General features: G+C 47.3%; 20 protein-coding genes and 1 riboswitch. Of the genes, 17 read left to right on the top strand and 3 right to left on the bottom strand.

Going from position 1 to position 21,095, the window contains the following annotated elements; all coding sequences use genetic code 11:
* Nucleotides 1-3: 3 nt before the first annotated feature.
* The 12 genes from pstB (at nt 4) to EIH25_RS05430 (ending at nt 13,870) form a co-directional block, all read left to right on the top strand.
* The gene (gene pstB / locus EIH25_RS05485; protein WP_124099355.1) at nt 4-756 is read left to right on the top strand and encodes a phosphate ABC transporter ATP-binding protein PstB; all 753 of its coding nucleotides are present in this window, start codon (nt 4-6) and stop codon (nt 754-756) included.
* A 13-nt stretch (nt 757-769) separates the two neighbouring features.
* On the top strand, nt 770-1,429 hold the full coding sequence (gene phoU / locus EIH25_RS05480) for a phosphate signaling complex protein PhoU (protein WP_124099353.1): 660 nt from the start codon (nt 770-772) through the stop codon (nt 1,427-1,429).
* 141 nt (nt 1,430-1,570) lie between these two features.
* Entirely contained in the window at nt 1,571-3,346 is a 1,776-nt protein-coding gene (locus EIH25_RS05475) for a Na/Pi cotransporter family protein (RefSeq protein WP_124099351.1), read from the top strand.
* Nucleotides 3,347-3,392: 46 nt separating this feature from the next.
* A complete protein-coding gene (locus EIH25_RS05470; protein WP_124099349.1) occupies nt 3,393-4,073 on the top strand; it encodes a response regulator transcription factor in 681 nt (226 codons plus the stop codon).
* Between the two features lie 33 nt (nt 4,074-4,106).
* Nucleotides 4,107-5,807 carry an ATP-binding protein gene (locus EIH25_RS05465; RefSeq protein WP_124099347.1) on the top strand — a complete coding sequence of 567 codons (1,701 nt, stop codon included), beginning with the start codon at nt 4,107-4,109 and terminating at the stop codon, nt 5,805-5,807.
* 325 nt (nt 5,808-6,132) lie between these two features.
* Nucleotides 6,133-6,948, top strand: a complete 816-nt coding sequence (locus tag EIH25_RS05460; RefSeq protein ID WP_124099345.1) for a hypothetical protein — start codon at nt 6,133-6,135, stop codon at nt 6,946-6,948.
* A gap of 315 nt (nt 6,949-7,263) precedes the next feature.
* Nucleotides 7,264-9,087 carry a PASTA domain-containing protein gene (locus EIH25_RS05455; protein ID WP_124099343.1) on the top strand — a complete coding sequence of 608 codons (1,824 nt, stop codon included), beginning with the start codon at nt 7,264-7,266 and terminating at the stop codon, nt 9,085-9,087.
* A gap of 170 nt (nt 9,088-9,257) precedes the next feature.
* Entirely contained in the window at nt 9,258-10,220 is a 963-nt protein-coding gene (pfkA, locus tag EIH25_RS05450; RefSeq protein ID WP_124099341.1) for a 6-phosphofructokinase, read from the top strand.
* Between the two features lie 75 nt (nt 10,221-10,295).
* Nucleotides 10,296-10,408, top strand: a riboswitch (THF riboswitch).
* 105 nt (nt 10,409-10,513) lie between these two features.
* The gene (locus tag EIH25_RS05445; RefSeq protein ID WP_124099339.1) at nt 10,514-11,155 is read left to right on the top strand and encodes a folate family ECF transporter S component; all 642 of its coding nucleotides are present in this window, start codon (nt 10,514-10,516) and stop codon (nt 11,153-11,155) included.
* Between the two features lie 261 nt (nt 11,156-11,416).
* Nucleotides 11,417-12,244: a pyrroline-5-carboxylate reductase gene (proC, locus tag EIH25_RS05440; RefSeq protein WP_124099336.1), complete on the top strand. Its 828-nt coding sequence runs from the start codon at nt 11,417-11,419 to the stop codon at nt 12,242-12,244.
* Nucleotides 12,245-12,298: 54 nt separating this feature from the next.
* Nucleotides 12,299-12,904 carry a hypothetical protein gene (locus EIH25_RS05435; protein ID WP_124099334.1) on the top strand — a complete coding sequence of 202 codons (606 nt, stop codon included), beginning with the start codon at nt 12,299-12,301 and terminating at the stop codon, nt 12,902-12,904.
* A gap of 78 nt (nt 12,905-12,982) precedes the next feature.
* Nucleotides 12,983-13,870 (top strand): DUF624 domain-containing protein, encoded by an 888-nt coding sequence (locus tag EIH25_RS05430; RefSeq protein WP_124099332.1) that lies wholly within the window; start codon nt 12,983-12,985, stop codon nt 13,868-13,870.
* Nucleotides 13,871-13,999: 129 nt separating this feature from the next.
* Here EIH25_RS05430 and EIH25_RS05425 read toward each other — a convergent pair whose 3' ends face one another.
* Nucleotides 14,000-14,815 carry a mechanosensitive ion channel domain-containing protein gene (locus tag EIH25_RS05425; protein ID WP_124099330.1) on the bottom strand — a complete coding sequence of 272 codons (816 nt, stop codon included), beginning with the start codon at nt 14,813-14,815 and terminating at the stop codon, nt 14,000-14,002.
* A 315-nt stretch (nt 14,816-15,130) separates the two neighbouring features.
* Between EIH25_RS05425 and EIH25_RS05420 the strand changes: the two genes are divergently transcribed.
* From EIH25_RS05420 to rpe, 5 genes are all read left to right on the top strand, one after another.
* A complete protein-coding gene (locus tag EIH25_RS05420; protein ID WP_124099328.1) occupies nt 15,131-15,556 on the top strand; it encodes an OadG family protein in 426 nt (141 codons plus the stop codon).
* A 48-nt stretch (nt 15,557-15,604) separates the two neighbouring features.
* Nucleotides 15,605-16,846 carry a sodium ion-translocating decarboxylase subunit beta gene (locus EIH25_RS05415; RefSeq protein ID WP_124099325.1) on the top strand — a complete coding sequence of 414 codons (1,242 nt, stop codon included), beginning with the start codon at nt 15,605-15,607 and terminating at the stop codon, nt 16,844-16,846.
* 62 nt (nt 16,847-16,908) lie between these two features.
* On the top strand, nt 16,909-17,490 hold the full coding sequence (gene yfbR, locus EIH25_RS05410; protein WP_124099323.1) for a 5'-deoxynucleotidase: 582 nt from the start codon (nt 16,909-16,911) through the stop codon (nt 17,488-17,490).
* The gene (locus EIH25_RS12395) at nt 17,484-17,633 is read left to right on the top strand and encodes a hypothetical protein (protein ID WP_164489163.1); all 150 of its coding nucleotides are present in this window, start codon (nt 17,484-17,486) and stop codon (nt 17,631-17,633) included. Before yfbR ends, EIH25_RS12395 begins: the two co-directional genes overlap by 7 nt.
* A 113-nt stretch (nt 17,634-17,746) precedes the next feature.
* Nucleotides 17,747-18,391, top strand: coding sequence for a ribulose-phosphate 3-epimerase (gene rpe, locus EIH25_RS05405; protein ID WP_124099321.1), 645 nt, complete (start codon nt 17,747-17,749; stop codon nt 18,389-18,391).
* Here the strand turns inward: rpe and EIH25_RS05400 are convergent.
* Both EIH25_RS05400 and abc-f read right to left on the bottom strand, forming a co-directional pair.
* On the bottom strand, nt 18,384-18,920 hold the full coding sequence (locus EIH25_RS05400) for a hypothetical protein (protein WP_124099319.1): 537 nt from the start codon (nt 18,918-18,920) through the stop codon (nt 18,384-18,386). The two genes, rpe and EIH25_RS05400, sit on opposite strands and share 8 nt — an antisense overlap.
* Before the next feature lie 204 nt (nt 18,921-19,124).
* Entirely contained in the window at nt 19,125-21,065 is a 1,941-nt protein-coding gene (gene abc-f, locus EIH25_RS05395; protein ID WP_124099317.1) for a ribosomal protection-like ABC-F family protein, read from the bottom strand.
* Nucleotides 21,066-21,095 lie beyond the last annotated feature (30 nt).

The following is a 21,095-nucleotide window of genomic DNA, read 5'->3' as shown; positions in this document are numbered from 1 at the left end:
GCTATGCCTATAAAATTTGACATAAAAAAAGCCGACCTGTTCTATGGAGATTTTCAGGCGCTGAAAAATATAAACCTTGAGATAAAGGACAAGGAGATAACCGCTTTTATAGGTCCGTCGGGCTGCGGAAAATCCACTCTGCTCAAATCTCTCAACAGAATGAACGATCTGGTGGAGGGCTGTAGGATCACAGGCGATTTCAGGCTGGACGGCCAGGATATTTACAAGGATATTGAGATTACCGAGCTGAGAAAAAGAGTCGGAATGGTTTTTCAGAAGCCTAATCTTTTTCCCATGTCGATTTACGACAATATCGCGTACGGCCCCAGAACTCACGGAATAAAGAAAAAGGCGGAGCTTGACGAAATAGTTGAAACCTCGCTGAGGCAGGCGTCGATCTGGGAGGAGTGCAAGGACAGGCTGAAAAAATCGGCGCTGGGCACCTCCGGCGGTCAGCAGCAGAGGCTGTGCATCGCAAGGGCGCTGGCGGTAAAGCCGGAGGTAATACTGATGGACGAGCCGACCTCGGCGCTGGACCCTATCTCGACAATAAAGATCGAGGAGCTTTGTCAGCAGATCAAAAACGATTATACTATTATAATAGTTACGCACAATATGCAGCAGGCGACGAGAATTTCGGACAAAACGGCGTTTTTCCTTCACGGGGAGATAGTCGAGTTCGATACGACCGAAAAGATATTCAGCTCGCCTTCGCAGCAGAAAACGCTTGATTACATTACCGGACGTTTCGGGTAAGGAGGATTTTAATATGCGTGAAAGCTTTGACAAACAGCTTAGCCAGCTTAACATACTGCTTATGAATATGGCTGCTCTTGTGGAGCAGATAATCGCGATGTCGATCAAGTCCTTAGAGGAGCAGAACACCGAGCTTGCCGGTCAGACGGTCGAGTTCGATTCAAAGATAAACGATCTGGAGCGGGAAATAGAAAGGCTCTGCTTAAAGCTGCTTTTGCAGTACCAGCCGGTTTTTGCCGACGATCTCAGGAGAGTTTCGACCGCTCTGAAGATGATAACCGATATGGAGAGGATAGGAGATCAGGCGGCGGATATCGCGCAGCTCAACATTACGCTTATCGCCCAGAAGAAAAGCTGGGAGCTTGATGAGATCTCGCAGATGGCAAGAGGCACGGCGCTGATGGTTTCGCAGAGCATAGACGCTTATGTCAATCACGACGAGGAGCTTGCCGGAGCCGTAATCGCTGCCGACGACGATATAGACGATCTGTTCAGCCTCGTAAAGAACAAGGTTATCGAGCAGATAGCGGCAGATAAATCGAAGGGCGAGCAGGCAGTCGATACCGTTATGATCGCGAAATACTTTGAAAGAATAGGCGATCACGCCGTAAACATAGCCGAATGGGTGCTGTTTTCTATAACCGGAGTTCATAAATCCAAGAGGATCATGTGATCCGTATTCATATATACTTTACCTGATTTTACACCGATTTTACATTGGCGAGTTGGGAATTTTACAATTGGCGTTTATAATAGTGATTGTAAAACTGAGATAAAATAATACGTCGGAATTGTAAAATCAGGAGAGTTGTTTATGGACATTTTTATGGTGCTCACATTGGTCGGAGGTCTGGCGCTTTTTCTTTACGGAATGAACGTCATGGGTACGGCTCTTGAAAAGCTGGCGGGAGGCAGGCTTGAGAAGATATTCGAGAAGCTTACTTCCAACCCGCTTAAAGCCGTTTTGCTTGGTTTAAGCGTTACCGCTGTGATCCAGTCGTCGTCGGCGACCACGGTAATGCTTGTGGGATTTGTAAACGCGGGTCTGATGAAGCTTCGTCAGGCGATCGGAGTAATAATGGGCGCAAATATCGGAACTACGGTAACGGCGTGGATACTGTCATTGTCCGGAGTCGAGGGCGACAGCTTTTTTATACAGATGCTCAAGCCGTCGTCATTTTCGCCTATACTCGCGATAATAGGCGTTTTTCTCGTTATGCTTTCAAAGAACGATAAGAAGCAGAACGTAGGAACGATACTGATGGGCTTCGCGGTGCTTATGTTCGGCATGGATATGATGTCCGGCGCTGTTGAGCCGCTGAAGGACGTTCCGGAATTTGCAAACATACTGACAATGTTCCAGAATCCGGTTCTCGGAGTGCTTGCCGGCGCTCTGCTGACCGCGATAATTCAGTCGTCATCCGCTTCGGTAGGTATTCTTCAGGCGCTTTCCTCAACCGGAGCCATAACCTTCGGCGCCGCTCTTCCCATTATTCTCGGACAGAATATAGGAACCTGCATTACGGCTATCATTTCGTCCATAGGAACTTCCAAGAACGCCAAGCGGGTCGCGGTGGTGCACCTTTATTTCAATATAATCGGTACGCTGCTGTTCCTTACGGTGTTCTATATACTGAATATGATCTTCAGCTTTTCGTTTGTAGACGATACGGTAGGGGCGGGAAATATCGCCGTTGTACATACTATATTCAACTTTACTACAACGATAGTGCTGCTTCCGTTTATAAATCAGCTTGAAAAGCTTGCGTACCTTACCATAAGGGACAACGCGGACGATAAAAGCGTCAGGGCGGAGGATCAGTTCAAGCTGCTTGACGACAGATTCCTTCAGTCGCCGTCCTTTGCTATCGAGCAGTGCAGGACAGTTGCGGCAAATATGGCTGATATTGCGAAAAGCTCGATAGGACTTGCCATCGAGCTGCTCGCTGGCTACAACGACGACAAGGCGGAGCAGATCAACGGCATGGAGTCGCTTGTCGATAAGTACGAGGACAGGCTGGGAACATATCTTGTAAAGCTTTCAAGCGCCGATCTGTCTCACAGGGATTCGCAGTCCGTTGCGACGCTGCTGCACACTATAGGCGATTTTGAACGTATTTCTGACCATGCTAAGAATATCGTCGCGGTAGCCAAGGAAAAGCGCGATAAGAATATAGAGTTTTCGGCGCAGGCGGTAAGCGAGCTTAAGGTCATATGCAGCGCCGTGACTGAAATACTCGAGCTTGCGGTAAAGGCGTTTACCGAGCAGGATCTTTACAGCGCATATCTTGTGGAGCCGCTGGAGGAGGTCGTGGATCAGCTTCAGACAAAGCTGAAAAGCAGACACGTTAAAAGACTTCAGAAGGGTATGTGCACGATAGAGCTGGGATTCATCTTTACCGATCTGCTTACCAATCTGGAGCGGGTATCGGATCACTGCTCAAACATCGCGGTTTGTCTTATTCAGGTAAACGACGACAATTTTGAAACGCACGAGTATCTGAGAACCGTAAAGACCAGCGGAGAGGCTTTTGATTCAGAGGTCGAAAAGTATCAGCAGATGTTCGTTCTGCCCAAAAAGGATTTTTAGTCAGGGCGTACAGCCGACCGTCTGCGGTTTTGAAAGGAAGATATATATGTCGCTTATATACTGTGTTGAGGACGACGACGGAATAAGGGAGCTGGTTTCCTGCGCTTTGAGGTCGGGCGGCTATAAGGTAAAGGCTTTTCCTAAAGCGAAGCCGTTTTACGAGGAGCTTAAAGGCTGCGTGCCGGCGCTTGTCCTGCTGGATATCATGCTGCCCGACGAGGACGGCCTTACGATTCTCGGCAAGCTTAAAAGCGACCCGAGGCTCAGGGAAATTCCGATAATTATGCTTACCGCGAAGACCAGCGAGCTTGAAAAGGTACGGGGGCTTGAATCCGGCGCCGACGATTATATTACAAAGCCGTTCGGAGTAATGGAGCTGCTTTCGAGGATAAAGGCGGTTCTGAGACGTACCGCAAAGCAGAGCGGAGAGTCCGAGGTGTTTGAGATAGGGGGCTGTTCTCTTGACGCTTCAAGGAGAATAGTTACCTATAACGGAACCGAGGTAACTCTTACCTACAAGGAGTTCGAGCTGCTCATGTATCTTATGCGTCATCAGTCCATTGCCGTAACCAGAGATAAGCTTATGGAAATGGTATGGGGCTATGAGTTTGCGGGAGAAACAAGAACGGTGGATATGCACATAAAGACGCTGCGCCAGAAGCTTGAGGCGGCGGGGTGCAGGGATATTATAAAAACGGTAAGAGGCGTCGGATACAAGTGCGGATAAACTGGAAAAATAAATTGCGGGAGGCGCGGGACGATGCAGAAAAAAATATTCAGAGTAATGACTGCCGTCGTTGCGGTTTCCTTGGCTGTGTTTTCTGTCGTTATCGGGGGAATAAGCTATTCTTTTTATAAAAACGCCGCTCAGAACGAGCTGAAGGCCGCGGCTGAAATAGCGGTCAGCAGCGTCGGAAGCAACGCCGATCTCTCTCAGCTTGAACGGAATCTTCAGGACGCTTTGAATTACAAGGTAAGGCTTACTTATATTGAAAGCGACGGAAATGTGCTGTATGACAGCGAAGCGGACAGCAGCGAAATGGAAAATCATCTTGACCGCAGTGAAGTAAAGCAGGCTATGGAGAACGGAACCGGCGAGGCCACAAGAGTTTCCGGCACCCTCGGCAAGACGGTTTATTATTACGCCGTTCAGTATGACGGGGGAGTTCTCAGATTCGCAAGGGAACGGAGCAATCTGCTTTCTATTTTTATTGTGGTGGTTCCCATAATAATCTGCGCGGCCGGGGCGATTTTCGTCGTGACTACGGTTATTTCCATCAAGCTGTCGGAAAGCCTTATTAAGCCTATAAACCGGCTGGTTACCCAGTTTGACGTAAACGGCGACGGGATAGGCAATCTTGAAACTCCCTACGAGGAGCTTAAGCCGATTATAAAAAACGCCGATCTGCTTATGAAAAGGATCTCCAAAAACGTCGCCAAGCTTAAAAGGGAAAAAGAAAAGATAACTTTGATTACCGACAATATGGTTGAGGCGATGATACTGCTGGATTCGGACAGGACGGTGCTTTCAGTAAACCGAAGCGCTGTCAGGCTGCTCAATCCGCATTTCGACCCTCATTCCCACGAAAAGCTTTCGCACCTTACAGCGAACTCGGAGCTTTTAGAGCTGCTGGACAGGCTTGACGAGGACGATTCGGTAAGAGGAGTCGTCAGCGTAAAGAACAGGTCCTTCAGAACATATATCAATAAGTCGGATTTCAACGGGGATTACGGAATCATAATTCTTATGGTCGACGTTACAGAGAGCCTCAAGAGCGAGCAGATTAGGCGCGATTTTTCCGCCAACGTTTCGCATGAGCTGAAAACGCCCCTTACTACTATCAAGGGCTTTGGCGAAATGATGGAAAACGGGATCATAACCGGGGCGGAGGACATTAAAAAGTACGGCGGAACTATCTACCGCGAGGCGGAAAGGCTGCTTTATCTTATCAACGATATAATAAGGCTGTCGGAGATAGAAGAGCACGCCAACAGCGAGAGCGATCAGGTAGACGTTCTGCGAACCGCGCAGGACGTTGAGGAAATTCTCCAGAACAAGGCTTACAAGCATAGGGTGTCTGTTTTTGTAAAGGGAGAAAACGTCGTTATAAAAGGCAATCAGAGCTATATGACGGAGCTTCTGCTTAATCTTATGGACAATGCGGTCAAGTACAACAACGACGGCGGTTCGGTCTGGGTCGAGGTATCGAGAAGCGGCGGCAATGCGGTCGTCGTTGTCAGGGATAACGGTATCGGCATTGCCGAAAAGGACAGGGAACGGGTCTTTGAAAGATTTTACCGAGTGGATAAGAGCCGTTCCAAGCAGACGGGCGGAACAGGTCTGGGACTGTCGATAGTCAAGCATATCGTAGCCTATCACAACGGCGAGATCGCAATAAGCAGCAGCCTTGGTAAGGGAACGGAAATAACTGTTACGATACCCGTTTCGGAGGGCGAGTAAGGCTGCCGCGTCGGCAAAAGCAGCTGCCGGAGCGTTTTTTGGACGGAGCTTATAGTACCGGTCGGCTGAGGTAAGCTTAAAAACACCTCTTTATCAGGCGCTGACGCGCGGGGTAAGGAGGTTTTTGCGTTGTCTGAAAAGTCCGTATGGTTATTCTCAGGCGCCGCAAGCGCGTAATAAAACGGGCTATGCAGGGATTTTACGCTTTTGCAATAATCGGCGGAAAAAGAAGATTTATCCGCTTAAGGGGCGGTCATTGACTTTTAGGGGACTGTATGATATAATATATTATAAGTTATTATGTCCGGGAAACGGGGGTTATGCAATGGAATGTCCGAAATGCAAAAAAACTGTTGGGGAGCATGACGCGGTATGCAGAAACTGCGGGATAGCGCTGAGGGAAAAGCCGAAAAAATCAAAGAGCCTTAAAGGGCTTTTCTCGAAGAAGCAGGATAAAAAGGATCTGCCTTTGCTTGAAACTTCGTCTGTCAGGAAAAGCCTGGGGAGCATTGTCAACGGGCAGAATGAGAAGAAGATCAAGATCGCTTTTCTTATCGCCCTGTCGGCGCTTATAATTGTGCTTATATGGGTGGTAATAGTTCAGCTTTCGGCGGACAAGGGGGAAAAAAAGGCGCTTGAGGCGGCTGAATATATCGGAATGTCCATAACCAAGGCGGAGAAGGATATGGAGATTCATTTTAAGGATAATTCCGCTTACGGCATACTGAATAACGCGGCGGTGTTCGATTATATATATGAAAGCGAGGACAGTCTTGAAATTGACGATATTGTTTTTCCCGAATGGACGGTCTCGGTTTTAAAGGATTCGTCGGATAATATCGAAAGCGTTACATATACAAATTACAGACTGCTGAAAAAGGACAGCAGGGGCGAAAAGCTTGACAAGCGCGTCAATCTTGACAGCTTTGACAAGGGAGCGCGCTACAGCTCGGTAACGGACGCCGTAGACCTGGATCCGTATAAAATAGTGTACGGAAAGGACAGCATAAGCTATATTTACAAGTATTATTATACCGCGGCTGACGCAAACGCCCAGAGCGTTCTGCTGACCGCCGTATTTGACAACGACAGCAAATATCTTTACTATACGTCCGTCAATGTATATCCTCAGAACGTCTGAAGCTGTGAGGCTGTAACAGTTGTTACAGAAAGAATACAAATTATTTCACAAAGTCTACAGATATTATTGCATCATTGACTTATCGACGGAATACTGATAATATAAATTGATGAATTGTGACAGCAGGTTATAGCAATCTCCGGGCTTTAAGACGGGAAAGCTGAATAAAGGCGCGGACGCTAAAGCGCGACGCTTTCCGGATTCAGAATGTGGGAAGCTTATGTAGCCGGCAGGAGCTAATGATTTTATGCCGGATAACGGGGATGATTCACGTCTGAACCTGCTGTAATGAAATTTAATCTAAGGAGGTTAAGTATGGACACAAGTGTAAAGCTTTGTATGGGCTGCATGAACGAGCTCGACGCGAACGGTGTCTGCCATTATTGCAGCTATACGGACGATATGCCGCATTTGCAGTCGTACCTGGCTCCGAGAACGGTGCTCGACAGCAGATATATAGTAGGAAAAATGCTGACCTATAACGGCGAAGGGGCTTCGTATATATGCTATGATACCATACGCAAGACCAAAGCCGTTGTGCGCGAATATATGCCTGATACTCTGTGCGAGCGTGAGCGCGGAACTCAGAGACTTATTGTAAATCCCGACTGTCTTGCCAAATATAAGACATATATGTCGGAATTTGCCGATATGAACAAGACGCTGTCCCGTATGAGGAATCTAAGCCATATTTCCACCGCTATGGATATGTTTGCTGAGAATAACACCACATACGTCATACTTGAGTATGTAGAGGGCGTATCGCTGAAGAAATTTCTTCAGTCAAATACGGGCTATCTGACGTGGAATCAGGTCAAAAAGCTGTTTGTTCCTCTTTTTACCACCCTGAGCATAATACATAATGAGGGGATTATTCACAGAGGAATATCTCCTGAAAATATAATCGTTACTACCGACGGGGAGCTTAAGCTTACCGGATTTTCCATTAGCTCAATAAGAACCTCGAATACCGGTCTGTCGCCTGAGTTTTATTCCGGCTATACCGCGCCTGAGCAGTATTCGTCTCTTGAATATCAGGGGACCTGGACCGACGTTTACGCGATCGCGGCTGTGCTGTACCGTATACTTACGGGCTGCGCTCCGCTTGACGCGAATACAAGAATATATAACGATACGCTTGTTGACGCGTGTCGTATCAATCCTAATATCCCGGCGCATATTTCAAACGTTATAGCCCGCGCCATGGCGGTAAGGGGCGAGGTCAGAATACAGTCTGTAAACGAGCTTGTTACCGAGCTTTTCAGCAAGCATACCCATATTGAGCATCAAAAGGGAGCGACGCAGACCATACCTATACAGAAGGTGAGTCAGCGGCCGAAAAAAACACAGACGCAGACCGCGGAAAGAAAAGCGAAGCAGGAAAAGAAAACCAGTCCGGCGGTCATGGCTCTGGGCATATCAATGCTGGCGGTATTTCTTGCATTGGGAATTTTCCTGCTTTATCAGCTTCTGGGAGCGCCGAGCGCTGAAAGCGGCGATTCTGAAAACTCGCTTTTAAATTCGGCGTATATGAGCGGCGGTCAATATGACGACAGCAGTGAATCAAGTCAGTCCGATTCGGTAATAATAGAGGAAAGCGAGCCAGACGACAGCTATCCTTACGGAGTAGGCTCGATCATGCCTAACGTGGTGGGCATGAGATATGAAACCGTTGTAAAACAGCTGGGAAATGATTTTAATATCAGGGCTGAGTATTTTTATTCGGATACCGAGGAAAAGGGGATAATAACGGAGCAGAATATTGCCGAGGGAAGCGAATATGATCCGGAGCTTAAAAACGAGCTTGTGCTTAAGGTGTGCAAGGGAACGGAAAATGTTCCTGTGCCGGATTATTCAGGATTATCCTATAAGGACTATTCCGCTATTCTGGATTCTCTTGATATCAAGTATAAAAAGGCTGAGGTGGAAAGCAGCAGAGTTACTATAGGCTATGTTGTTTCTACGGATATAGGGGTAGGCTATAATATCAACGTAAAGGACGGAGAGATTCTTACTGTCAGCGTTTCGATAGGAGTGCCCCAGCCGGACAGCTCATCGGGTTCAGCGTCGGATAATTCGCAGAGCAGCGGTTCGGAAAGCCGGAACCGGCAGTCTGAGGACAGTCAGGACGAAGGCTGACAATGAACGGAAGAATAGAACGAAAACGTTTAAAATTTTATTAAATGATAATGTAAAGCCCTTGACAATGTCAGGGCTTTATGCTATGATTATTAAGGTTTATGAATAAAAAAGTATATTATTGTGGAATATCTTGCGCTTAAGAGTTCCATTTATTTGGAGGAATAGTTATGGCTAAGAGAATTGGTGTACTGACAAGCGGCGGAGACGCTCCGGGAATGAACGCTGCTGTCCGCGCCGTAGCGAGAGCCGCGCTTCAGAAGGGAATAGAAGTTGTCGGTATACGCAGAGGATATGTAGGTCTTCTTAACGGCGACTTTATTGAAATGAACGCAAGAACCGTTTCGGGAATCATTCAGAGAGGCGGCACCTGTCTTTATACCGCTAGATGTCCTGAATTCCGCAATATCGAAGGCGTAAAAAAAGGCGTTGAAAAATGCAGGGAAATGGGTCTTGACGGTATAGTGGTCATCGGAGGCGACGGCTCCTTCAGAGGAGCGGGAGATCTTTCGGCAATGGGAATTCCCTGTATAGGAATCCCCGGCACTATTGACAACGATATACAGTGCACGGAATATACTATCGGTTATGATACGGCGATGAATACCGCCATGGAGATGATAGATAAGATTCGGGATACCGCCCAGTCGCACGACAGATGCTCCGTTGTAGAGGTAATGGGAAGAAAGGCCGGATATATCGCTATAAACGTCGGCATTGCCGTAGGAGCTGAAGCGGTCATTACGCTGGAAAGGGATTACGACCTGGACGTTATCGCGGCGAATATGCTTAAGACAAAAAAGAGCGGCAAGACTCATTTTATCGTCGTTGTAGCCGAGGGCGTAGGTCAGTCGGAGAATATAGCTAGAACGCTTCAGGAGATGACGGGAATCGAAGCGAGGGTGACGGTGCTCGGTCATGTTCAGAGAGGCGGTTCTCCTACGGTAAGAGACCGCGTTATGGCGACCGAGATGGGTTATCATGCCGTAGAGCTGCTTGAGCAGGGTATCGGAAACAGGATAGTCGGACTTAAGGACGGCAGGGTTTACGATATCGACATTCAGGAGGGACTCGCTATGAAGAAGCCTTTCCTTGACGCAAGATACGATATTCTCAATAAGACCGCGTTCTGATCAAGTCAGACTGAAATTTATTTACAATTAAATATACGGCTGTCCGTAAATTATTAACGCGGACAGCTTGCATATTACAGAGTAGGAATCTGTGCGTTAAGTGCCTGAGGGACGGGGAGTTGCCATCGGGACGAAAAGGGTCGGCTTAAAGCTTAGCCCTTGCGGTACAGGTTTCGCATCCCGCTGAATGTGTAATTTGAGAGCTTTTCATTCTCCGGTTATGCACAGCATAAATTCGGCGCGGTGAAATATCACGCCGCTCCGCAGCTCAGTCATAAAAAGGAGGTATATTTATGAAGAGCTTTTTTTCTATGTTTTCTGAGTCCTTTAAATCCCTGAGGGACATCAGAACGCTTACGACGACAGGGATTCTGCTTGCGCTGGCTTTTGCCATCAGATCGTTTTCCATTGAAGTAACGCCTGATTTGAGAATCGGCTTTACTTTTCTTGCAACCTGCACTATCGGTATGCTTTACGGCCCGGTAGTCTGCGGAGCTTCTACCTTTGTGCTTGATTTTATAGGCTATATCGTCCAGAACAAGTCGCCGAGGGCTTACAGTCCTCAGCTTGCGGTTGTGGTTGTTATCTCAGGCGTTATTTACGGCTGCCTGCTGTATAAATGCGATTTCAGCAACAAGAAAATAGCAAGCATGGTTAAGATAGCAATCGCGAGAGCTTCGGTGGTATTGTTCTGCAATATAGGTCTTAATTCGTATTTCCTGTACACTCTTTACGTAAACAAGGACTTTGGCGTAACAAACCTTACCAGCGACGGAATCAGCGGCTTTGCCGCCTACTGCGTGCCGAGGGTAGTAAAAAACCTGGTGCAGCTTCCGGTGGATCTGGTAATACTTATGATATTTTTACCGATGATAAAATACGCTTACGATAAGGTAAGGGCGCAGTTCGGACATACCAAGGGCAGCGTGGCTTAAGGCAAATAACAGTAATGTCAGTATTTGCCGAGGCGAAATGAGCCGTGAGGGAATAAAGTTAATATTGAGTTTATGAAGCGGCGGTATCATATGTATCGCCGCTTGCTTTAAAATTTGCTTGTTTCCACTTGAAATAGAAGCCGGAATGTAGTATAATATATTTTAACCGACAAGCCGCGTGGATAAAATGCGGGTCATGTTTGTTATTTAAAGCGGATTGCGCGCTGTAAAACTTAAATTTTTATGAAAGGTCTTGTTTGAATGATCAACATTGGCTTTATCGGAGCCGGAAATATGGGCTTTGCAATTATGAAGGGGATAGCTCACAGCGATCTGTGCAGCGACGTGAAAATGTTTGCGACCTCTACTACGGTTCGTATGTTCGCTTATGATCCGGACAACGAAAAAATAAAAAGACTTTCAGAGCTGGGCGTCACTCCCTGCAAAAGCGAGGCGGAGGTTTTTAAGATCTGCAAGTATGTTTTTCTTGCTGTCAAGCCTCAGCAGCTTGACGAGGTTCTGGACAGCGTTTCCGGCTGTACGGACGAGGATACGGTAATAGTGTCCATATGCGCGGGAATCACCGGCGAGTATATAAAATCCAAGACCGCAGCCGACGCTAAGGTGGTTCTTGTTATGCCGAATACGCCGCTGCTGCTGGGAGAAGGAGCTACGGCGCTTTCAAGGGTCGAGCCTTGTACGGAGGAAGAATTCAGGCTTGTCTGCGACGTCTTTTCCTCCTGCGGGGATATCGAGGTCATACCGCAGGATAAGATGAAGGAGATAATCGCCATAAACGGATCATCGCCGGCATTTATTTATTTGTATGCTCAGGCCTTTGTGGATTACGCGAAGTCTGTCGGGATCGACGAAGCGGCTGCAAAATCGCTGTTTGCTAAATCGCTGACAGGCTCGGCTAAAATGATCACAGACAGCGGCTATACTCTCGACGAGCTGATAACGATGGTTTCCTCCAAGGGAGGAACGACTATCGCCGGACTTGAAAAGCTGCGCGAGGGAAAGCTTCAGCAGACGGTAGAAAGCTGCTGCAAGGCCTGCACAAAGCGGGCTTATGAGCTTTCAAAGTAATTATATCCGAGCGTCCGGCATATACTTTACAAAAAGTATATGGAGTGATGCATGATGCAAAATCAAAGGACAAGCGGCTCTGCGCTGCGCAGAAATAATTTTTTTGCTTTTCTTGTGGGAACGGAGCTTCTGGGCGTTATCCTCGGAACGATAGCCTATTGCTTTATGAGCGAGGATTTTTTGAATCAGCTTTCGCTGGCTCAGGAAAATTTTCTTGAGGTGAGGCGCAATTCTGATTTTGCGGTCGTACTGATGAAGTCGCTTTCGTCCTCTACCATGTTTTTGGGAGCGGTTTTTATTTTAGGCTTTTCAGCTATCGCCCAGCCGGTGGAGGTCGCTGTGCTGCTTGTAAGAGGCATGGGTCTGGGAGTAACAATGGCTCAGGTCTATTCCCAGTGCGGAAAGATGGGGATAGCCATATGCGCGGCGCTTATAGTTCCGGCGGCGCTGATATCATCATACGCCCTTATAATCGGAACAAGGGAAGCGCTTTCCATGTCCAGCCTGCTTATGGCAAATTCGCTTTCCGACAGACCGTCCGAGGGTATGCTGAGCGCGGTCAAGCTTTACGGGACCAAGTTTTTGGTGCTTGAGGCGGTGTGCGCTGTTTCGGCGGCGGCAGACTGCCTGTGTTCGGTTATTTTTGCCGGCAGGTTATGAGAAAATGCCGTCCGGTCATTATACGGTATTGTCATAGGTTTTTATAATATAGAATGTTAATTATAAAGGAGCGTAAAAATGGCGTTGTTCGGAAATTTTGATCAGCCGGGAAGAGGTATTCCCAAAGCGCCGGCGGAAAAAAAGGGTATATTCAAGTTTTTTGAGATATACGGCAGAAGGTGCTGGAAGCTTATAGGGCTTAACGTGCTGTATTTTATGTTTTTTGTTCCCGCGCTTTTCGCGGGCTGGCTGTCGTTTAAGCTGAACAGCTACGCGCCTTACTTCCTGGCGCTTATTACAGTTGTATGCTTCGGTCCGGCTACCGCCGCAATGACCAAGGTCACAAGAAACTATTCTCAGGAGAGAAACGCGTTTATTTATTCTGATTTTATTGATACCTTCAAAAAGTGCTTTAAACAGAGCCTTGCTATGGGTATAATCGACGCGGTATTTATCGTAGGGTTTTCGGTAGCTATTCCTACATATAAAAACTGGGCTGAGAGCAATTCGACGATGTATGTGCCGTTTATTATTTGTATAAGCTGTCTTATAGTTTTCTTTATGATGCATTTTTACATTTACCTGATGATCGTATCGACCAATCTCAGACTCCGACAGATATTGAAAAACGCGTTTTTCTTAGTCAGTCTGGGAGTAAAGAACAGCCTTTATACGCTGCTTGTATGGATAATAGTCGTATTCTGCCTGTTGGCGCTGGTGCCTTATTCGCTGTTTATTCTGCCATTCTGGCCGCTGTCCTTTATAAATTTCGTAACCTCTTTCAATTGCTATCCCGTTATAAGAAAGCACGTTATCCAGCCTTATTATGACGCTAAGGGAGAGGAAAATCCGGAATTTGATTATCTGAAGACCAAGGAGGACGAGGCTTTGTTTGAGGACAAGCCTGAGCTTGAGCGGCAGCCCGATAAAAAGCAGGGCAAAAAGCGCGGCAAGACCATATCTTAAATAAAAATAAAGGATACCGCGGCAGCGCTGTGCGGTATCCTTTGAAAAAACCGTATCAGCCAGTATAGTCTGATACGGTTTGTTTTTTCGCGGCAGAGCGCCGAAGCAGTACGGACGCCGACGCCGCTGTCAGCTTTTGCTTTCCTCGGCGCTTGTAAGATGTACGTCCAGCTGGTCGTAGGGAATGCTTATGCCTTCTTCGTCGAAACGGTCCTTGACAAGCATAAGCAGCTTGTAATTAAGAGCCCAGTAATCCTCGGACCTCACCCAGATACGAGCAAGTATCTTAATCGCGCTGGCGCTGTGCTCGCACATGACTACCTGCGGCGGCTCCGGCTCGGAAAGCGCCATTGGTTCGTTTTTGAGCAGCTCCTGTATAATGCCGGAGGCTTTCCTGTAATCCGCGCTGTAATCTATTGAAAAGTACATATCCAGCCGCCTGCACGCCTCCTGAGTGTAATTTATTATAGTCGCGCTGGCGACTGTGCCGTTCGGTATAAGCACAGCCTTGTTGTCGGTGGTAAGCAGACGGGTATACAGTATCGTTATTGTGCTTACGGTTCCCGATTCGCCGTTTATTTCAACGAAATCGCCGCATTTGAAGGGATGATTGAACATTATTATAAATCCTCCCGCAACGTTGGAAAGGCTGTTTTGCAGCGCAAGTCCGATCGCAAGCCCCGCCGCGCTCAGCGTAGCTATAATCGACGTCATCGGCACATTCAGCTTTGACAGGGTAATTATTGCCACGAGTATATACAAAAGCGGCTTTACAAGAGAAATAAGAAACGCGTGCGCTGTCGGATCTATCCGGCTTTTTTTAAGCGTTTTGGTCATAAGGCTGATGACGATTTTAGTAATAAGTATTCCGACTGCAAGTATAATCACGGCCGACAGAAAATCCGGCGCGAAATTCTTAAGCTTGTTAAGCAGATGTTCTCCCATAATAAAACTCCTTTTATCCGTGAACTGTTATAAGAACAGTATAGCACATTTTAAATAAAATGCAAAGGTTTATTTGTTAATTCGCGAAGTCGGATTTTAGGTTTGATCCGTATCTCACGCAAGGCGGAACGTTGGTAATAAGCTATACGGCAAGCGGAACTATTAATAATTTTTTATATAAAAAATGCGTGATTGGGTCTTGTAATCTGTGTGAAAATAGTGTATAATAAATAGTAATTGATGTGTTTATGAGGGCTTCCGCCCTATGGATACGCGTTTTATACGCCTTAATTTAAATAAAGGAGTAGCTGCAATATGTATGGGCTAATTAATGTTCTTTCCGAAAATGTCATTCACGGTTCGGATAAGAATCTGTCGGGAGCTACGGTTACTTCCGTAGTAATAACCGGAATGGTGGTAGTATTTATCGGCCTTATCCTGCTGGTTCTTTTCGTTACGCTTTACGGAAAGCTTTTTGAAGCTGTCAACAGAAGAAAGGAAAATAAGAAAAAGGCGGAAAACGCCGCTCCGTCGGTAAACAAGCCGGCAGAAGCCGTTCCGCCCGCTCCTGTCATTGAGGACGGAATAGAGGAAGAGGTCGTAGCTGTCATTATGGGCGCTATTGAAGCGATGAGCGCTCAGAGCGGAAAGAGGCTTGCGCTTAAAAGCGTTAAAACGGTCAAGCCGCAGAGAAACGCCTGGGCTGCCGCCGGAATTGCCGATAATACAAGACCATTTTAAGCTTATTGATGGATTTGCATTTTATTTTGAAAGGAAAGTGAATTTTTAATGGGAATAATAAGCAATTTCCTTGAAACTATGGCAGATCTGGCCCGCGAATCCGGATTTGCGGGATTTATAGCTGACGACGGCTGGAAGAACATAATAATGATCCTGATATCGTTTTTATTTATGTACTTAGCTATAGCCAAGGGCTTTGAACCGCTGCTGCTTCTGCCGATTTCTTTCGGTATGCTGCTTACGAATCTTCCGTTTGCCGAGATGTATCATCCGGAGTTCTGGGACTATATCGAGGCTGAAGAACGCGGAGGCGTTATAAACGACCACTATATTGATTACGGGCGAGTCTTGCAGCACGGAGGACTGCTGGATATTTTGTATATGGGCGTAAAGCTTCAGATATATCCTCCGCTGATATTCCTGGGAATAGGCGCTATGACCGATTTCGGCCCTTTGATCGCAAATCCCAAAAGCTTTCTCCTCGGCGCCGCGGCTCAGGGCGGTATCTTCTTTACGTTTATAGGCGCCGCGGTTCTGGGCATGACTGCCGCCGAGTGCGGTTCCATCGCGATTATCGGAGGAGCCGACGGTCCTACGGCGATTTATGTGTCCTCAAAGCTTCTGTCCAAAACTGACAGCATAGGAGTAGGAACGATAGCGCTTGCGGCTTACACCTACATGGCGCTTGTGCCTATTATCCAGCCGCCTATAATGAAAGCGCTTACAACAAAGAAAGAGCGTTCGGTGGTAATGGGTCAGCTGAGGCAGGTTTCTAAGGTTGAAAAACTCATCTTCCCTATACTTGTAACAGTTCTGATCTCTCTTATGGTTCCGTCAGCCGCGCCGCTGGTCGGTATGCTTATGTTCGGAAATCTTCTTAAGGAAAGCGGCTGCTGCGACAGAATCGCGAAAACCGCTCAGAATGAGCTTATGAACATTATAACTATCTTTCTTGGCGTATCCGTAGGCGCAACGACGCGCGCGGACAAGATACTTACGCTGTCGTTCGGCAAGGTTATCCTGCTGGGAGTTATAGCCTTCTCACTTGGAACGGCCTGCGGCGTTCTTTTCGGAAAGATAATGTATATAGCTACAAAGGGCAAGGTAAATCCGCTTATCGGTTCCGCCGGAGTTTCCGCGGTTCCTATGGCGGCCAGAGTTTCTCAGAAGGTAGGTCAGGAGGAGGTTCCGACGAACTATCTGCTTATGCACGCTATGGGACCCAACGTTGCCGGAGTTATCGGCTCCGCGGTTGCGGCGGGCGTGCTGCTCAGTATAATTAAGGTTTGATAAAACTGAATAAATACGGCGGACGGTATTCGTCCGTCATTTTTTTAAAAGAGGATTTTCAGATGGAAAGTAAGTTTTTTGCGGTTATATCCCGCATGAAATATATCAATCGCTGGTCGCTGATGAGAAATACGATACCTGAAAATATAAGCGAGCATTCAATTGAAACCGCTTTTATTGCCCACGCGCTTGCCTTGCTGCGCAATAAGCGGTTCGGCGGCAATGTAAACGCTGAGCGCTGCGCTCTTATCGCTTTATATCACGACGTTTCGGAGATAATAACCGGCGATCTGCCTACTCCTGTAAAATATTATAATAAGGATATAAAAAGCGCTTACGGCGAAATTGAAAACAAGGCTCTTTGTCAGCTTTTATCCTATCTTCCCGACGATCTGAAAGAGGAATACAGCGAGGTTTTCTTTGCCGGCAAAGAGGATCGGGAGCTTTGGACGCTGGTAAAGGCGGCTGATAAGATATCGGCTCTGATAAAATGCGTTGAGGAACGGAGAATGGGAAATTCGGATTTTGCCTCGGCAGAGAAAAGCACGCTTGAGGCCGTTCACAGGCTTAACGTTCCCGAGGCGGAGGTTTTTCTGGAGGAATTTATGCCCTCCTATAATCTTACCCTTGACGAGCAGTGCTGAGGGTAAAGCTTGCTCAAATGCTGCCGGACGCTGAGCTGCGCTTTGTGGAAAACTCGGGGCATGAGGTCAACGCCGACGCGCCGGAAAGACTGGCGGAGCTTGCGGAAGGGTTTTACGCGAAAAACTCCGCTGATTGTAAATAGGGCTTTCGGTCGGCATAAAACCGTCAATATCAGGGCGGCGCGTATTGACTTTGAAGCGGTAATGGTATATAATTAAACTGTATTAATTTATTAAATCGGATCGGGGGATCATATTGAAAACTATAATTGCCGCTTCTTTGCTCGCGGCGGATTTTGCTTATCTTGCCGACAATATAAAACGCGCCGAGAAGTCGGGAGCCGACTGGATACATTACGACGTAATGGACGGTATGTTTGTAAGGAATATCTCGTTCGGAGAGCCGGTGCTTAAAAGCGTATCCAAGCTTATAACGCTTCCCGTAGACGCTCATCTTATGATAATGGATCCCATAAGATATATTGATAATTACGCCGATCTCGGCGTAAACGGAATAACCTTTCATTTTGAGGCGGCTTCCGACACGCAGACGGTGATAGATAAAATCAGGTCTAGAAATCTCAGGGCAGGATTGTCTGTAAAGCCGGCGACGCCTGTTTCCATGATAATTCCGTATCTTCACAGCGTTGACATGGTGCTTGTAATGACCGTGGAGCCCGGCTTCGGGGGGCAGGTATTTCTGCCTGAAACGCTTCATAAGGTCAAGGAGCTCAGGAAGTATATCGACGACAATAAGCTTGATGTGATCATTCAGGTGGACGGCGGCATAAACAAAGAAACATCTGCTATGGTCCGTGAATGCGGCGCAGATGTTCTGGTTTCGGGTTCTTATATTTTTAATGCTGAGGATATGTCCGAGGCTGTCAGGTCGCTCAGATAAATAAGCTGAACGGGGAGTCGGAAAGCAAATTTCCGTACTCCCTTATTTTTTCGGCTTTGATACGGTTGGTTATGTTTGCGGGCAGCCCTGATAGTCTGCGCTGAGCTGTGGATTTTGTGCAGTTAAGTCCCAGTATCAGCGCGTAGCCGCCGTTTATTTCGTAAAGCTCGGAGGAGATGATTCTGTCCCGAAGGGCTTCCAGTATATACGAGGAATTATCAAAAAAGAAGGAAGGAGTCTTTGCGCAGAAGCCTATGAGCGTCGGGTTGGGGGCAGGCTTGGGTTTGTCTGCGGCGGATAAATAGATCACAAGTCCGTCGTCGCTTTGCTCGTATACCTCAACCGAAACGGAAGCCGCGGAGGAGCTGAAAAGACCGGCTTCCTGCAAAATTGCAAGCGTATATGTCAGAAACGATTTGGTTTCCGGGTTTTCCTTTTCAAAGCTTTTGAAATTTATTCCCAGCTGTGAAGCCTCCGACGCTGTCAGAACGATCATCGCGCTGTTGTCTGAAATAGGCTGAACGTCCAAATATATCCCTCCTGCCTTGGTTTCAGCGTTACGGGAAAAAACTACGCGTTGTTAAAGGCTTGCGGCGTATGCCGGCTGTTCCGATACGCCATAAATTTTCCCGCGCCGTTATAATGCTATTATACTCAGCTGCGGTTGTTCGGGTGAAAGGCTTGAGATTCCCCGAAGCCGGCGGATCGTAAGTATTTTCCTGACAGCGGCAGACTATTCCTCCAACGCCGCCCACTCGTCCATTTTTTCGTCAAGCTGAGCGCGCAGTTTTTCAAGCTGAGTGCATTTTTCGCTCATAAGTGAAAAATCCGAGGCGGTTTCAGGCTCCTGTATTTCCTGTTCAAGCCTGAATATTGCTATTTCGGCAGCTTCTATTTCCTGTTCAAGCTCCCTGATCCTTGCGCGTCTTTTAGCGTCGGCGGCGCGCTGCTCCTTGGAGCGGTACTGCTTTTGCTTGTTTTCAAGATACTCCTGCCTTTGGCGCTCCAGCTTTTTCTGCTGTTCGGACTGCTCGGCGGCTTTGCGTTCCTCCTCCGACCGCATTGCATACGCGTCGAAGTTGCCTTCATACGAGCGCGCACCGTCAGGCGTGACCTCGATTATTCTGTCTGCGACCTTATTTATCAGATAACGGTCGTGTGAAACAAGAATTATTGTGCCTTTGAACTCGGCAAGAGCTTCCTCAAGCACCTCCTTGGTGTTCAGATCAATGTGGTTTGTAGGCTCGTCCAGGATAAGAACGTTTCCCCTGTTGAGCGCCATAAGAGCAAAGCAAAGCTTGGCACGCTCGCCGCCGCTTATTACGGACACCGGCTTAAAGACGTTTTCTCCGGTTATAAGTACGGAGCCCAGAGCCTTTCGTATTTCAAGCTCGCTCATACGCGGAAATTTTCGGTCAACAGAGCCTATTACCGTATCCCGCATATCCAGAGCGCTGTGCTCCTGATCAAAATATGAGATCTTAACGTTGCCGCCCCAGATAATATTTCCGCTCTCATGAGGAATAAGCCCCTGTATCATTTTTAAGATCGTGGTTTTTCCCACGCCGTTGGGACCGATAACAGCTGCGTGCTCGCCGCGTCTGATATGAAGATCAAGGCTTTTGACCAGAAGCTTTTCAGAATCTCCGCTTCCGACGCTTACGGGACAGCCTATAACCTGAACGATATCCTTCGTTGGCTCTATGTCGTATTCCAGCTTTATTTTCGGAGGCTTGACGTACATAGTCGGCTTTTCGATCCGTTCCATACGGTCAAGCATATGCTGGCGTGATTTTGCCATTTTTGCCGTGGAGGCTCTGGTTTTGTTTCGGACTATATAATCCTCAAGCTTTTCGATTTCCTTCTGCTGCGCCTCGTATTCCTTCAGCTGACGTTCGCTGTTCATTTTTTTCTGAACCAGAAACGCCGAATAATCTCCGTTATAGGAGGTAAGTTTGCCGTTTTCAATCTCGCATATTCTGGTGCAGACCTTATTAAGGAAATATCTGTCGTGAGAAACGATCAGAATAGAGCCTTTATAGCCTTTAAGGTAATCCTCAAGCCACATGAGCGTCTGAAAATCCAGATGGTTGGTAGGTTCGTCAAGTATCAGGAGATTAGGCTGCTCAAGCAGCAGCTTTGCCAGAGCAAGACGGGTCTTTTCTCCGCCGGACAGAGATGAAACTATCCTGTCAGGCGGCGTACTGCCGAAGCCCATGCCGTTAAGCACCTGTCTGATCTTTACGTCTATGATGTAGCCGTCGCGGGATTCGAAATAAGCCGCAAGCCGTGAATATTCCTGACTGACAAAATCCAGCTCGTCGCCCTTCATAGAGGACATTTTTATTTCTAGCTCCTCCATCTGCTTTTTTACGTTTAAAAGCTGGCTGAACGCCTTATGCATTTCCTCGTCAATAGTTGAATTTGAGTTCAGTCCGCTGTTTTGCTGTAAAAATCCGACGGTGGCTTTTGACGAAACTGAAACTGAGCCGAAACCTTCCGGCGTTTTGTCAAAGCCCTCGCTTCCTGTTATGATCTTAAGAAGCGTAGATTTTCCGCAGCCGTTGGAGCCTATAAGTCCTACCGTTTCATGATCTTCGACGGTCAGATTAATATTTTTGAGCAGCGGTTCTCCGTTGAAATATTTATATAAGCTTTCTATGTTTACAAGCATGATAATAACTCCTATACTGAATTCAAGGCG

The organism is Ruminococcus sp. Marseille-P6503, from assembly GCF_900604945.1.
Lineage (GTDB): Bacteria > Bacillota > Clostridia > Oscillospirales > Ruminococcaceae > FB2012.
Note: the sequence above shows the minus strand (reverse complement) of the source record. Positions and strands in the feature narration are given on the sequence as shown.